We start from the raw sequence: 13,944 nt of genomic DNA on the forward strand, positions 1-13,944 counted from the left end.
CAGCGTGTGTGCCCCCGACTGGAATCGAACCAGCGACCTACGGTACCGGAAACCGGCGCTCTATCCACTGAGCTACGGAGGCGTACCGATCGACAATATCACTCGTCGGGCGTGGTCTCCGACCCACCGGCCACCGTGACCGGCGCGGCGCGCAGCTCCTCTAGCGCCGCTGCCAGCTTTTCGGCCAGATAGCGGTGTCCTTCGGTCGATGGGTGCTTGCGTCCCACCTCCACGTCGATGACGTCGAGGTAGTTCTGCTCGGTGATCCAGTCCTGGGCGATGGGGGAGATGTACCACCAGCCCCGCGCGGCGGCGAGTGCGGACAGATCCGTGTCGATGCGCGCTGTCGCGGCTCCCACCGGAAGTTCATGCGGTGCCGGGCCGAGCACCACGATCGTTGCATCCGGATACGTCGCGGCCATCGCGTCCCAGGCTGCGGTGACGGCCTCGCGGTATCCGGCCACTCCCTGCGCACGGTCGTTGATGGAGCCCTGGATGATCACGAGGTCCGGCGAGAGTGCAGGATCGAGTGCGGCGATCCGTTCCCCGAAGGTCGGGCCGTCGAGCCCCGGCTTGAGGTAGCCGCTTCCGCGGACACCGTCAACGATCGTCTCGCCGCCGAGCAGATCTGCCAGGAGATACGCGTATCCGAGGGTGGGAACGCTTGCCGCGGACCCATACGTCCACGAGTCGCCGAAGACCAGGACGGTGGGGCGATCCGGGAGCACGAGCGGGGCAGGGGCGATGACTGACGAGGCTCCGGTCGCGCCTTCGGCTGCGGCGCCGATCGGGGCGGCGGAAGGGGCAGGAGTCCATGGTCGCCACGCCCCCAGAACGACTGCCGCGACGGCGAGGAGCAGGGCGATAACGATGCCGACGGCGCCCATTCGACGTCGGGCGGCAGCGGGCTTCATGGCATGAGAGTAGATCACCGGGAGCAGAACGCAAACTCCGCGCGTTCCAGACCGTCGGATGCGGCCTCTCGGCCCCGTAAACTGGGGACGCTATGAATCCCGAAACCCTCGCCGAAGCCTTCCTCGCCGTCCTCGCACCGATCGCCGAGGAACGACGTCCCGGCGAGCCGTTCGAGCTCGCCGCATCCGACATCGTGCTCGACCGTCCGCGCAACCGCGACCACGGCGACTGGGCCTCGAACATCGCGATGCGTCTGGCCAAGCCGTTCGGCACCAACCCGCGAGAGCTCGCGCAGCAGATCGCCGATGGCCTCGCCGAGGTCGAAGGCATCGCGAGCACCGAGGTCGCAGGTCCCGGGTTCATCAACATCCGTCTCGACGCTGCTGCCGCCGGCGCACTGGCGAAGGTCATCGTCGACGCCGGTGCGGCATACGGCACGAACACGTCGCAGTCGGGCGTCAGCGTGAACGTCGAGTTCGTGTCGGCCAACCCGACCGGCCCGCTGCACATCGCACACACGCGCTGGGCTGCCCTCGGCGACTCGATCGTGCGTCTGCTCCTCGCGAGTGGCGCCCACGCCGTCCGCGAGTATTACATCAACGACGCCGGCGCTCAGATGGATCGCTTCTCCCTCTCGGTGCTCGCGGCGGCGAAGGGCGAGCCGACGCCCGAAGGCGGCTACCCCGGCGCGTACGTCACGACGCTCGCCGGCCGCGTGCTCGAAGCGCGCCCCGACCTGCTGCAGCTTCCCGAAGACGAGCAGCTGGGAGTCGCGATGGAGCTCGCCTACGAGTTCCAGCTCGCCGAGATCAAGAGCTCTCTCGAGCGCTTCAACGTGCCGTTCGACGTCTGGTTCTCGGAGCGCACGCTGCACGAGAAGGACGCCTCGGGCGTGAGCCTGATCGATCAGGCCGTCGATCGCCTCCGCGAACAGGGTCATGTGTTCGACGAGGACGGCGCCGTCTGGGTGCGCACGACCGACTTCGGCGACGACAAGGACCGCGTCATCCGCCGTTCGAACGGCGAGTACACGTACTTCGCCGCCGATGCCGCGTACTACCTGAACAAGGGCGACCGCGGTTTCCAGAACAAGATCTACCTGCTCGGCGCCGATCACCACGGTTACGTGCACCGCCTCAAGGCGGTCGCGGGCGCTGCAGGAGAAGACCCCGAGAAGAACGTCGAGGTGCTGATCGGCCAGATGGTGTCGATCAACGGCGCCCGTCTCAGCAAGCGCGCCGGCAACATCATCGAGATGGACGACCTGCTCGACTGGCTCGGCACCGATGCGCTGCGGTACTCCTTGGAGCGCTCGCCCGCCGACTCGCCGCTCGACCTCGACCCCGAGCTGCTGCAGAAGCGCACCAACGACAACCCGGTCTTCTACGTGCAGTACGCCCACGCGCGCACGCACAATGTCGCACGCAATGCCGCGGATTCGGGCGTTGACCGTTCGGAGTTCGCTCCGCAGACGCTCACGCACGAGAGCGAGGCAGCCCTTCTCGGCGTGCTGCAGGAATTCCCGCGCATCGTCGCGTTCGCCGCCGAGGTGCGCGAACCGCACCGTGTGGCGCGCTATCTCGAAGAACTGGCGGGTCTCTACCACCGCTGGTACGACAACTGCCGCGTGATCCCGCTCAGCGACGGCCCGATCGAGAGCGTGCACCGCACCCGTCTCTGGTTGAACGATGCTGCCGGTCAGGTGCTCCGCAACGGACTCGACCTCCTCGGCGTGTCCGCACCCGAGCGCATGTAGGGGGCGCTGCCATCCTGCCGGGTACGGCAGGATGGCAGGCATGAGCGACGACAACCACACCCTGCCGTATCCGGACGCAGGGGCCGAGCACCCGACGCTGGTGATCCCGGGCTCCGCTTCCGAAGAAGCGACGGAGGCCGCGCCGAACAAGCGCCGCCGTTGGCCGTGGGTGCTGCTGATCGTTGTCGTCGTGGTCGCCGTGCTCGCGGTCGCGGCGGAACTCATCGCTCGCGCGGTACTGCCCGGAGTCGTTCGCTCGATCGTCGTCGAGAAGCTCGATCTTCCGTCCGACCAGCAGCTCGACGTCGAGACGGAGGGGATCCTGCTGCCCCAACTGATCGGCGGCACGCTCGACACGCTGCACCTGTCCACCGACTCCGTCACGCTCGAGGGCATCACCGGTGCCGCCGACGTGACTGCGACCGACGTGCCGCTGCGCGGCGGTGATCTCGGCGGCGCCGCCGGCACGATCCGCATCGATCAGGCCGAGTTCGCCCCCTTGCTCGCCGGCACAGATCTGCCGGTCGAATCCGTCGAGTTCGATGCCCCGAACGCGACGGTGAGCGGATCGATCGACCTGCTCGGGGCGGCCGTGCCGCTCTCGCTCACGTTCACCCCCGGCGCTGTCGACGGCGACCTCGAACTCACACCGGTCGCGGCGAGCGTCGGCGGACTCGACATCGATCTCGACAAGGCCGGCTCTATCCTGGGCCCGCTCGGTCAGCGATTCACGCAGCCGCAACGGGTGTGCATCGCCGATCGGCTCCCGGCGGGCCTCACGCTCACCGGACTCGAGATCGTCGATGGCGCGGCAGTGATCGACATCGACGTGAACGGAGCCATCGTCACCGATGCTTCGCTGCAGGACAAGGGCGTCTGCCCGAGCTGACCCCGGCGACAGCTGTCAGTTCTGGTAGTTTCCGGATCGAGCGTCGAGAGCTTCGATGTGCTCGGCGAGCCACGCGGGTCGCTGCAGCGGGATACCGTGACCGCAGCCGTCGACGACCTCCAAGGTGCTGTGGGGGAGCGCCGCGTGGAGCGTTTCGGACGAACGCTTCATCAGCGACTTCTCTTCGGAGCCGACGAGGATGGAGGCTGCTCCGGGGAACGACTTCCATGCTGTGGGCGGGATGAACCTCAGGTTCTCCTCGACGGATCGGAGGAGTGTCTCCCGCGAGATGGCCGCCGACGTCTGCACGTAGTCGTCCAGGAGCTCATCCGGCACGAACAGCTGCCGAGCCTGCAATCGCGCGAACGACTCCTTCTTCGCAAGTCCTGCCATCGCGCCGAGGAGTGCGAGGGTCGGACGAGTGGCCCGCATCGGCACGGCCTGCGCGCTGACGACGACGACGCTGCTCACCAGATCGGGGCGCTCCGCGGCGAGCAGCACCGCCAACTGCGCACCGAGCGAGAACCCGACGACGGTTGCCGGCCGGGCCTCATCATCCAGAACGCGGGCAAGTGCGGCCGTGGTCGCCGCGTGGGACACGTACGTCTCTCCTGCGCTGCGGCCGTGACCGGGCAGATCCGGGATGACGACACGGTGTCCGCCGTCGAGGTAGGCGCGCAACGGGTCCCACATCCATCCGGCGACGCCTCCACCGTGCAGGAGCAGCAACGGCCGTCCGCCGCGTGCGCCGAATGCCTCCACATGCATCGTCAGTTCCTCTCGAAGGTCTCGGCCATGCGACCGATCGTGTCGATCGCCCGGTCGAGCTGTGCGGGCTCGAACGGGCCGAGCAGTCGCGCCGCAGAGAGCAGCCCGATCGATGCGCTCGAGAGCGCCAGGGCGAGCGCTTCCACGTCGACGTCCGCCACGATCTCGCCCTGGTCCTGCAGGCCGCGGAGCCATTCGACGACGCGCCGCTGCCGCTCGCGATACCTGCCGTCCGTGACTTCGGCGACGTGCGCGCCGAGGACGCCGCGGTCGTCGAGGAACGCCGCCGTCATCAGCGCGTCGTCGCTCAGAGCACGCGCGGAGGCACGATACGCGGAACTCAGACGCGGGTGGTCGCCCAGTTCACGACTTACGCGCTCGTTCATGCGTGCGGTCCCGCGCTGCAGCAGGGCGTCGAGGATCTCCCGCTTGCCGGCGAACTCCAGATACACCGCTCCCTTGCCGATCCCGGCATCGTCGGCGATCGAGGCCACGCTCATCGAGTCGAAGCCGTGTGCGAGCACGAGTTGCTCGGCGGCATCGAGGATGCGGTCGCGGCGGTCAGGGACGCGCGGGCGCGGCATCGTCGCTCCTGTTCAATCGTCGCTCCTGTTCAGGTGTTCGATCATCGCGGGGATGACGAGGTCGGGGCGATCGCGCTGCACCCAGTGGCCGGCCCCGGGGGCGATCCGCAGCGACCCGGCAGGCAGCAGGTCCGCGGCGGTCTCGATGCGTGCGAGAGGAACGCCCGAGTCGTGATCGCCGTGCACCAGGAGTGTGGGCGTGCGAATCGACGACAACCGGGGCGTGTAGTCGGTGCGCAGCCGATTCCAGAGCACCTGGTCGCGCTGCCATTCCCCGAAGGTCTCCAGACCGGTGCCCGTGGCCGCTTCCGCCAGTACTGCATCGACCAGCTGCGGTGTACGCGCCTGCTCCGCGCGAACGAGGTCGCGGAGGCCGCGTTCCATCGCACGGCTGTTGCGCGCGTAGGAGTGGGTCATCGCACCCAGCACCCCCGAACGCAGCAGGAGGAAGGTGCTGAAGTGGGTGATCGAGCCGATGAGCCCGTCGGCCAGGCGAGGCATCAGGCCGTAGCAGCCGAGCAGCACGGCGGTCCGGGCACGGCCGGGTTGATCGAGGAGATGTCCGAGTGCCATTCCGCCGCCCAGGGAGAGACCGGCGATCGCGTAGTCGACGAGACCGAAACCGTCGACGAGCTCGCCGACATGCCTGACGAGTCCTTCCTGCGTGAGGGACCAGGCCGCATGAGGGCTGCGTCCGAAACCGGGGTGGTCGGGCGCGATGACGCGGTGTCCGGCTTCGGCGAGGGCGGGGCCGACCTCGCCCCAGGAGAGTTCGGCGCTGTCAGCACCGCCGCCGTGCAGGAGCAGCACCGGCGCTCCGGTGTCCGTCTGCGGGAGCCACTCCAGGGCGGAGACCACAGCGTGCGGGAGCTCGATCCACGTGCGTCGTGCGTTCATGGCATCCTCTCGTTATGACCAGAATACCCGATTCGGTCATAACGAGAGTGGGTGGGTCAGGAGGAGCCATCGGTCGATGCGGCCTTCTGTGCGGCGCGGAGCTCCGCCGTCGCGATCCGCACCTCGACCTCGGCGCGCTGCAGCCGGCGCTGCGGGAACGTCGTCGCCGCGAAACGGGCATGCACCCGATCAGACTTCTCCTCCTCGGCAGTCACTATGTAGGCGCAGGCGAACAGCATCACCTGAGCTGAGAAGTTCAGCCAGATCAGCAGCGCGAGCAGCGACGCGAACGACGCGAGAAGCGGGTTGCTCGTCGCGCCGCCGACGAACAGTCCGGACAACCCCTGCAGCGCCAGAAGCCCGAGGGCGCCGAGCAGCGCGCCCGACCACAGAGAACGCGTCGAGGGGCGCAGGCCGGAGAGAAGGCGGAACACGCCGATGATGATCACGGCATCGAGCGCGAACACCACGACGAGCGACAGCAGGCGCACGGTCCACGCTGCGACGGGGGAGTCGGCGGGAAGACCGAGCAGGTCGGTGATCCAGGCGACACCGAGCTGCCCGGCGAAGGTGAGGAAGGCCGAGGCCACGAAGGCGAGGCCGATACCGATGGCGAGTGCGAGGTTGCGAACGATCACCCAGATCCACAGGATGTCGTCCTGCACTGTGCCGGCGAGCACGCGCACCGCTGTGCGCAGAGAGCCGATGGCGCCGAGGGCCGACCCCACGAGGGCGATGAGCGACACGATCCCGGCGATCGACAGCGACGCCGGCGCACGGAGATCTTTCGTGTCGATCACTCCGCCCTCGCCGATGAGTCCAGGCACCGCGGACTGCACGGCGTCGATGATCGCCTGCCACGCGACCGGGTTCCCGGCGAGCCACAGCGCGGCGATGGAGAAGCCCAGCAGCACACCGGCGAAGACGCTGAAGAGCGCGCGGTAGGTGACGCTGTCGGCGAGCATGGGGCCGCGTCGTTCGGTGTACAGCAGGGCAGCGCGTACCGGGCGTCGCGCGAGGGCCCATGCGATGACCGGTCCGGTGATGCGCGGAATGAACCCGGGACGTGCGGGGGAGTCTGTCGGTGTTTCGGTGTTCGCCACGCCCCCACCCTAGGAGGCGTGCGCCGACGGATGCAGGGGCTTGACGCCGCGCGTCACCCTGGCCAAGGTGATCCGGGTGGTGCCCTAGAATCGGGTCAGCCTCGATGTGCACGCCCCGCCCGAGGTCCTTCCCACGATTGGTGATCAGTGCTTCTCCCTGCCGATTCGCTCGCTCCGGAATGGCTCGCCGTCCCCGATGACGCGAACGATCTCGCCGACGGCGTCTGGCCCGCCTCCGCGGTGCGCGACGCCGACGGCGCTCTCGACATCGCAGGCGTCAGTGCCGCCACGCTCGCACGCACCTATGGCACGCCGCTGCTCGTACTCGACGAAGACGAGGTGCGTGGTCGCGCGCGGCAGTTCCGGCTCGCTTTCGACAGGGCCGCGGCGGAGAACGGCACCACGGCCCAGGTGTACTACGCGGGCAAGGCGTTCCTCTGCACGACGGTTGCACGGTGGGTGGTCGATGAGGGACTGCGCGTCGACGTCTGCACCGGGGGAGAGCTCGCCGTCGCCCTCGCGGCCGGAGTCGCAGCGGACTCCATCGGCTTCCACGGCAACAACAAGTCGGTCACCGAGCTGGAGCGGGCTGTCGAGGTCGGCGTCGGCACGATCATCGTCGACAGCGCCATCGAGATCGAGCGGCTCGCGGCGATCACAGCCCGCACCGGAGCCACGCAGCGCGTGATGGTGCGCGTGATCAGCGGTGTCCATGCCGAGACCCACGACTTCCTCGCCACCGCTCACGAAGACCAGAAGTTCGGCTTCCCCCTTCCGGAGGCCGAGAAGGCGGTCGCACGCATCCGCGAGATCCCCGACCTGGTGTTCGCCGGTCTGCACTGCCACATCGGCTCACAGATCTTCGGTGTCGCCGGTTTCCGCGAATCAGCTTCCCGCGTGCTCGACCTGCACGCGTCGCTGCTCGAAGGCGGTCCCGTGCCGCAGCTCAACCTCGGCGGCGGATTCGGCATCGCCTACACGCGCGTCGAAGACCCGACACCGATCGAGGAACTCGCGGGCGCCATCATCACCGCGGTGGCGGAGGACTGCGCCGCCCGGGGCATTCCCGTTCCCGCGCTGTCGTTCGAGCCCGGTCGCGCCATCGTCGGCACGGCCGGTGTCACGATCTACGAGGTCGGCACCACCAAGGACGTGACGATCGATTCCGGCGCCGTGCGCCGCTACATCAGCGTCGACGGCGGAATGAGTGACAACGCGCGCCCGGCTCTGTACGGCGCGCAGTACTCCGCACGACTCGCTTCGCGCGTCGGAGGGGGCGAGCCTCGCCTCAGCCGTGTGGTCGGCAAGCACTGCGAGTCCGGCGACATCGTGGTCGACCACGAGTACCTTCCGGAAGACCTCGTGCCCGGCGATCTGCTCGCCGTACCGGCGACCGGCGCGTACTGCGTCTCGCTGTCCAGCAACTACAACCACGTTCCGCGTCCGCCAGTCGTCGCCGTCCGCAACGGACGCTCGACGGTCATCGTCCGTGGTGAGACCATCGACGACGTGCTGGCCCGTGACGCGGGCATCGACGGGGCGTACGCCCCTGAGGGAGACCAATGACCCACCTCCGAAGGAGCAACCATGACTGAATACCGACGACTTCGCGTGGCACTGCTGGGTGCCGGAGCGGTCGGCTCTCAGGTCGCGGCGCTCCTGCTGCGCCACGGCGACGAGCTCGCCGACCGTGCCGGTGCCGAACTCGAACTCGCCGGCATCGCCGTGCGCGACGTCGATGCTCCGCGTGATGTCGACCTGCCCAAGGAGCTCTTCACCACCGACGCCGAGTCGCTGATCCTGGGGGCCGACATCGTGATCGAGCTCATCGGTGGCATCGAGCCGGCGCGTACGAGCATCCTGCAGGCGATCGGCTCCGGCGCCGACGTCGTCACGGCCAACAAGGCGCTGCTGGCGACGCACGGTCCCGAGCTGTTCGAGGCCGCAGACCGCGTTGGCGCGTCCGTGTACTACGAAGCCGCTGCCGCGGGGGCGATCCCGATCATCCGCCCGCTGCGCGACTCGCTCGCCGGCGACCGGGTGGTGCGCATCATGGGCATCGTGAACGGCACGACGAACTACATCCTCGACCGCATGGACACCGAGGGCGCCGACTTCGCCGATGTGCTCGCCGATGCCCAGCGGCTCGGCTATGCCGAGGCCGACCCGACCGCCGATGTCGAGGGCTATGACGCCGCGCAGAAGGCGGCGATCCTCGCGAGCCTCGCCTTCCACACCGCCGTGCCGCTCGAGGCCGTGTACCGCGAGGGCATCTCCTCGATCACGGCATCCATGATCGAGGAGGCGCGCGCCGCGGGCTTCGTGATCAAGCTGCTCGCGGTGTGTGAGCGCATCGAGGCGAACGGTGCCGAGTCGATCTCGGTGCGGGTTTACCCGGCGCTGGTGCCGACGTCGCATCCTCTCGCATCCGTGCACGGCGCCAACAACGCCGTCTTCGTCGAAGCCGAGGCCGCCGGTTCCCTGATGTTCTACGGCGCGGGTGCCGGTGGCGTGCAGACCGCATCCGCCGTGCTCGGCGACGTGGTCTCGGCCGCTCGTCGCCACATCGCCGGCGGCGTCGGGGTGGGGGAGTCCACCAGGGCGAACCTCCCGGTCGTGCCGATCGGGCACGTCACCACGCGCTACCAGATCACGCTCGAGGTCGCGGATGCGCCCGGCGTGCTCGCCACCGTCGCCGGGACCCTCAGCGATGGCGGCGTCTCGGTAGCGACGGTCGTGCAGACCGTCGAGGGTGAGGACGAGCCGACGGCCCGCTTGATCATCGGCACCCACCGTGCGACCGAGCAGGCGCTCAGCGCCACCGTCGAGGCACTGGCCGACAGTGCGGTCGTCGCCCGCGTGGTCTCGGTGCTCCGGGTGGAAGGCGAGTGACGATGACAGCGGCTCTCGTCCCTGCCGAGGGCCGTGCCGTCGAAGGACGAACCGTCGAGGTGCGAGTCCCCGCGACGAGCGCGAATCTCGGTCCGGGGTTCGACACGCTCGGCCTGGCGCTCAGCATCTACGACACTCTCCAGGTCACGGCACTGCCTGCGGGAGAGCTCGAGATCGAGGTGACCGGTTCCGGCGCGACCGAGATCCCGCGCGACGGCTCGAACCTGATCGTCCGTACGATCGCCCACGTCTTCGCCGATGTGGGGCGCCCGGTTCCCGGTCTGCGGATCGTCGCCGAGAACGGCGTCCCGCACGGTCGCGGTCTCGGCTCGTCGGGGGCTGCCGTGGCGGCTGGAGTCCTCGCGGCGAAGGGCCTTCTCGAAGGCGACGTTGAGATCGGCGACACCGACCTCCTCCGCCTCGCGACCGAGCTCGAAGGCCACCCCGACAACGTGGCACCTGCCCTGTTCGGCGGCCTGACCATCGCCTGGATGTCAGAACGCGGGGCGCAGCACAAGAAGCTCCTCGTGCACCGTGGCGTGTCGCCGCTGGTGCTCGTTCCCGCCTACACGATGTCGACGTCGCAGGCGCGGTCGCTGCAGCCGCCGCAGGTCTCGACCGCTGATGCGGTGTTCAACGTGTCCCGCTCCGCACTGTTGATCGCGGCCCTGATGCAGAGCCCCGAGCTTCTGCTCGATGCGACCGCCGACCGGCTTCACCAGGACTACCGGGCAGGTGCCATGCCCGAGACGCAGCGACTCGTTCAGGCGCTGCGCGCAGCGGGCTTCGCGGCGGTCGTCTCCGGCGCCGGCCCCAGCGTGCTCGTACTCGCCGACGGTCCTGGCAGCCGCCAGGATGCGGTCGAGCTTGCCGATCGAGTCACCGACACCCCGTGGGAGGCGCTCCTGCTCGCAGTCGACGTCCGTGGTGGTACAGTGGGGACTCGAGCGGAGGGCTCCACGTAACTACGTGAATCTGGCCCCATTGCAACTCTTGCAAGACCCGCACGCAAATCCCTGTGGCACACGTGCCAAGGCTGGCTGGCGCCGAGCGTCAGCCCGTGCGATCGCGCGCAGCACCCGTTGTGTGCGTTCAACGCTCATTCCCCATGACATATAAGGGAGTACTCGTGGAGAACCTCTCCGAGACCCAGAACGACCAGTCGGCTCCTGCAGCCGAAGCGCCTGCGTCAGCTGCAGCATCGACGACCGAGGCCGCCCCGCCGCGAAAGCGCGCACCGCGTCGTGCGAGCACCGCAACGGCGGCGGCGAAGGCCGAGAAGGCCGAGGCCGCGAAGGCTGAGAAGGCTGAGAAGGCAGCGCCGAAGTCCGACGCCGCACCTGAAACGGCAGCCCCCGCGTCCGCTCCGGCGGGCGCTGAGGCGACCGAAGCCGCCCCGAAGGCGAAGGCCCCTCGTCGCAGCCGTGCGAAGAAGGCGGATGCCGAGGCTCCTGCCGCTGAGGCCGCTCCCGCGGAAGCGCCTGCAGCCGAGGCCGTGACCGAAGCTCCGGCGGAAACCGCCCCCAAGTCGACCGGCCGTGGTCGTCGTGGTGCGCAGAAGCCCGCTGCAGACGCCGAGGCCCCCGCCGCAGAGCCGGCCGCGGAGTCCACCTCCGACGCCGCGCCCGCCGAGGCTCAGCAGAACGGTGACTCCGACTCGTCCGAAGGTGGCGAGGAGCAGGGTGGCCGCGGTCGCAACCGCAGCCGCAGCCGCAACCGCGGACGCGGACAGAACGGCGCGGCGCAGGAGCAGCAGCAGGCTCAGCCCGCGGCCGACGACGACCAGGCCGGTGGCAACAACCGCAACCGTCAGCGCAACAAGCGCCGCACCGGGGTTCCGACCGACGAGTTCGACACCGAGATCGGCGAGGACGATGTCCTGATCCCGATCGCCGGCATCCTCGACGTCCTCGACAACTACGCCTTCGTCCGCACGACCGGCTACCTCGCTGGCCCCAGCGACGTCTACGTCTCGCTCGGACAGGTCAAGAAGTACAACCTCCGCAAGGGCGACGCGGTCGTCGGCTCCATCAAGCAGCCCCGTGAGGGCGAGCAGCAGGGCCGCCAGAAGTACAACGCCCTCGTCAAGGTCGACTCGATCAACGGCCTCTCGATCGATGACGCGGCCACCCGCGTGGAGTTCGGCAAGCTCACCCCGCTCTACCCGCAGGAGCGCCTGCGCATGGAGACGGCGCCCGAGAAGCTGACGCAGCGCATCATCGATCTGGTCGCCCCGGTCGGCAAGGGCCAGCGCGGTCTCATCGTCGCGCCGCCCAAGGCCGGTAAGACCATCGTCCTGCAGCAGATCGCCAACGCGATCGCCCAGAACAACCCCGAGGTCCACCTCATGGTCGTGCTTGTCGACGAGCGCCCCGAAGAGGTCACCGACATGGAGCGCTCGGTCAAGGGCGAGGTCATCGCCTCGACGTTCGACCGTCCGGCAGAAGACCACACCACGGTCGCCGAGCTCGCCATCGAGCGCGCGAAGCGTCTCGTCGAGCTCGGTCGCGACGTCGTCGTGCTGCTCGACTCGATCACGCGTCTCGGCCGGGCATACAACCTGGCGGCTCCCGCTTCCGGCCGCGTGCTCAGCGGTGGAGTCGACGCTTCGGCGCTGTACCCGCCCAAGCGCTTCTTCGGTGCTGCGCGCAACATCGAGAACGGCGGATCCCTCACGATCCTCGCCACGGCGCTGGTCGAGACCGGCTCCAAGATGGACGAGGTCATCTTCGAGGAGTTCAAGGGCACCGGAAACAGCGAGCTTCGTCTGTCCCGCGCCCTCGCGGACAAGCGCATCTTCCCGGCGGTCGACGTGAACGCGTCCAGCACCCGCCGCGAAGAGATGCTGCTCTCGGCCGATGAGGTCAAGATCACGTGGAAGCTGCGTCGCGCCCTCGCCGGCCTCGACCAGCAGCAGGCCCTCGAGGTCGTGCTCGGCAAGCTCAAGGAGACCAACTCGAACGTCGAGTTCCTCGTGCAGATGCAGAAGTCGATCCCCACGCTCCCCTCGGGCGCGCACGGGCACGACAACAACATCCGCTGAGCCGCTGACGTGTTCGAGTCCGTCCAGACTCTGATCGACGAGCATCGCCGGGTGCAGGAGGAACTCTCCGACCCGGCGGTGCACGCCGACGCCGCCCGTGCGAAGCGCGTCAATCGTCGCTACGCCGAGCTGTCTCGGATCGTCGCCGCGTACGAGGCATGGGTCGCCGCGACCGATGACCTCGAGACGGCGCGCGAGTTCGCTCGCGAGGATGAGTCGATCGCCGCGGAGATCCCGGCGATGGAGGAGGAGCTGCAGCACTCTCAGGAGCGTCTGCGGCGTCTGCTGATCCCTCGCGACCCGGATGATGCCCGTGACGTGATCATGGAGATCAAGGCGGGGGAGGGCGGTGCGGAGTCCGCACTGTTCGCCGCCGATCTGCTGCGCATGTACATCCAGTACGCGGCCTCCAAGGGCTGGAAGACCGAGTTGCTGGAGCGCAACGAGTCCGACCTCGGCGGCTACAAGGATGTTCAGGTCGCGATCAAGGGCTCGTCGTCCGATCCGGCGCAAGGGGTCTGGGCGCACCTGAAGTACGAAGGCGGAGTGCACCGCGTGCAGCGTGTGCCGGCCACGGAGTCGCAGGGCCGCATCCACACCTCCACCACCGGTGTGCTGGTGTTCCCTGAGGTCGATGAGCCGGAAGAGATCCAGATCGACCAGAACGATCTCAAGATCGACGTCTTCCGCTCGTCCGGGCCCGGCGGCCAGTCGGTGAACACGACCGACTCCGCCGTCCGCATCACGCACGTGCCGACGGGCATCGTCGTCTCCATGCAGAACGAGAAGTCTCAGCTGCAGAACCGTGAAGCCGGTATGCGCGTGCTGCGTGCCCGCCTGCTCGCGAGGCAGCAGGAAGAGCTGGACGCTGCGGCATCCGACGCTCGCCGGTCGCAGATCCGCGGCATGGATCGTTCTGAGCGCATCCGCACCTACAACTTCCCGGAGAACCGGATCGCGGATCACCGCACCGGCTTCAAGGCCTACAACCTCGACCAGGTGATGGACGGGGCACTCGATCCGCTGATCGAGAGCGCGATCACGACCGACGAGGAAGCACGTCTGGCTGCGGTCGGGTCCGATTCCTGACGAGCGCG

At 68.6% G+C, this 13,944-nt stretch carries 12 protein-coding genes and 1 tRNA gene; 7 read left to right on the forward strand and 6 right to left on the reverse strand.

The window, feature by feature from the left end:
- Positions 1 to 9 precede the first annotated feature (9 nt).
- Both ACIQTX_RS09960 and ACIQTX_RS09965 read right to left on the reverse strand, forming a co-directional pair.
- Positions 10 to 82 (reverse strand) — tRNA-Arg (locus ACIQTX_RS09960).
- Between the two features lie 16 nt (positions 83 to 98).
- The gene (locus ACIQTX_RS09965; protein ID WP_402971778.1) at positions 99 to 914 is read right to left on the reverse strand and encodes an SGNH/GDSL hydrolase family protein; all 816 of its coding nucleotides are present in this window, start codon (positions 912 to 914) and stop codon (positions 99 to 101) included.
- Between the two features lie 92 nt (positions 915 to 1,006).
- On the opposite strand from ACIQTX_RS09965, the gene argS reads away from it, so the two are divergent.
- Together argS and ACIQTX_RS09975 are read left to right on the forward strand one after the other, a co-directional pair.
- Positions 1,007 to 2,671, forward strand: a complete 1,665-nt coding sequence (gene argS / locus ACIQTX_RS09970; RefSeq protein ID WP_402971780.1) for an arginine--tRNA ligase — start codon at positions 1,007 to 1,009, stop codon at positions 2,669 to 2,671.
- Positions 2,672 to 2,711: 40 nt separating this feature from the next.
- Complete coding sequence (locus tag ACIQTX_RS09975) at positions 2,712 to 3,560, forward strand: DUF2993 domain-containing protein (RefSeq protein WP_402971782.1); 849 nt, start codon at positions 2,712 to 2,714, stop codon at positions 3,558 to 3,560.
- A 15-nt stretch (positions 3,561 to 3,575) separates the two neighbouring features.
- On the opposite strand, the gene ACIQTX_RS09980 is transcribed toward ACIQTX_RS09975, so the two are convergent.
- The 4 genes from ACIQTX_RS09980 to ACIQTX_RS09995 are packed head-to-tail and all read right to left on the reverse strand — an operon-like array spanning position 3,576 to position 6,912.
- Positions 3,576 to 4,328 carry an alpha/beta fold hydrolase gene (locus tag ACIQTX_RS09980; protein ID WP_402971783.1) on the reverse strand — a complete coding sequence of 251 codons (753 nt, stop codon included), beginning with the start codon at positions 4,326 to 4,328 and terminating at the stop codon, positions 3,576 to 3,578.
- A gap of 2 nt (positions 4,329 to 4,330) precedes the next feature.
- Positions 4,331 to 4,912 carry a TetR/AcrR family transcriptional regulator gene (locus ACIQTX_RS09985; RefSeq protein WP_402971784.1) on the reverse strand — a complete coding sequence of 194 codons (582 nt, stop codon included), beginning with the start codon at positions 4,910 to 4,912 and terminating at the stop codon, positions 4,331 to 4,333.
- A gap of 12 nt (positions 4,913 to 4,924) precedes the next feature.
- Positions 4,925 to 5,809, reverse strand: a complete 885-nt coding sequence (locus ACIQTX_RS09990) for an alpha/beta fold hydrolase (protein WP_402971786.1) — start codon at positions 5,807 to 5,809, stop codon at positions 4,925 to 4,927.
- 56 nt (positions 5,810 to 5,865) lie between these two features.
- Entirely contained in the window at positions 5,866 to 6,912 is a 1,047-nt protein-coding gene (locus tag ACIQTX_RS09995; protein ID WP_402971788.1) for a YihY/virulence factor BrkB family protein, read from the reverse strand.
- 147 nt (positions 6,913 to 7,059) lie between these two features.
- Here ACIQTX_RS09995 and lysA point away from each other — a divergent pair, with 147 nt between their 5' ends.
- The 5 genes from lysA (at position 7,060) to prfA (ending at position 13,936) form a co-directional block, all read left to right on the forward strand.
- On the forward strand, positions 7,060 to 8,478 hold the full coding sequence (gene lysA, locus ACIQTX_RS10000) for a diaminopimelate decarboxylase (protein ID WP_402971790.1): 1,419 nt from the start codon (positions 7,060 to 7,062) through the stop codon (positions 8,476 to 8,478).
- Between the two features lie 21 nt (positions 8,479 to 8,499).
- On the forward strand, positions 8,500 to 9,804 hold the full coding sequence (locus tag ACIQTX_RS10005) for a homoserine dehydrogenase (protein ID WP_402971792.1): 1,305 nt from the start codon (positions 8,500 to 8,502) through the stop codon (positions 9,802 to 9,804).
- Between the two features lie 2 nt (positions 9,805 to 9,806).
- Entirely contained in the window at positions 9,807 to 10,769 is a 963-nt protein-coding gene (gene thrB, locus ACIQTX_RS10010) for a homoserine kinase (RefSeq protein ID WP_028502901.1), read from the forward strand.
- Positions 10,770 to 10,912: 143 nt separating this feature from the next.
- Positions 10,913 to 12,847, forward strand: a complete 1,935-nt coding sequence (gene rho / locus ACIQTX_RS10015) for a transcription termination factor Rho (protein WP_402971794.1) — start codon at positions 10,913 to 10,915, stop codon at positions 12,845 to 12,847.
- 9 nt (positions 12,848 to 12,856) lie between these two features.
- Positions 12,857 to 13,936, forward strand: a complete 1,080-nt coding sequence (prfA, locus tag ACIQTX_RS10020; RefSeq protein ID WP_028502899.1) for a peptide chain release factor 1 — start codon at positions 12,857 to 12,859, stop codon at positions 13,934 to 13,936.
- Positions 13,937 to 13,944 lie beyond the last annotated feature (8 nt).

It is taken from the genome of Microbacterium sp. NPDC090281, assembly GCF_044769635.1.
Taxonomy (GTDB): Bacteria; Actinomycetota; Actinomycetes; order Actinomycetales; family Microbacteriaceae; genus Microbacterium.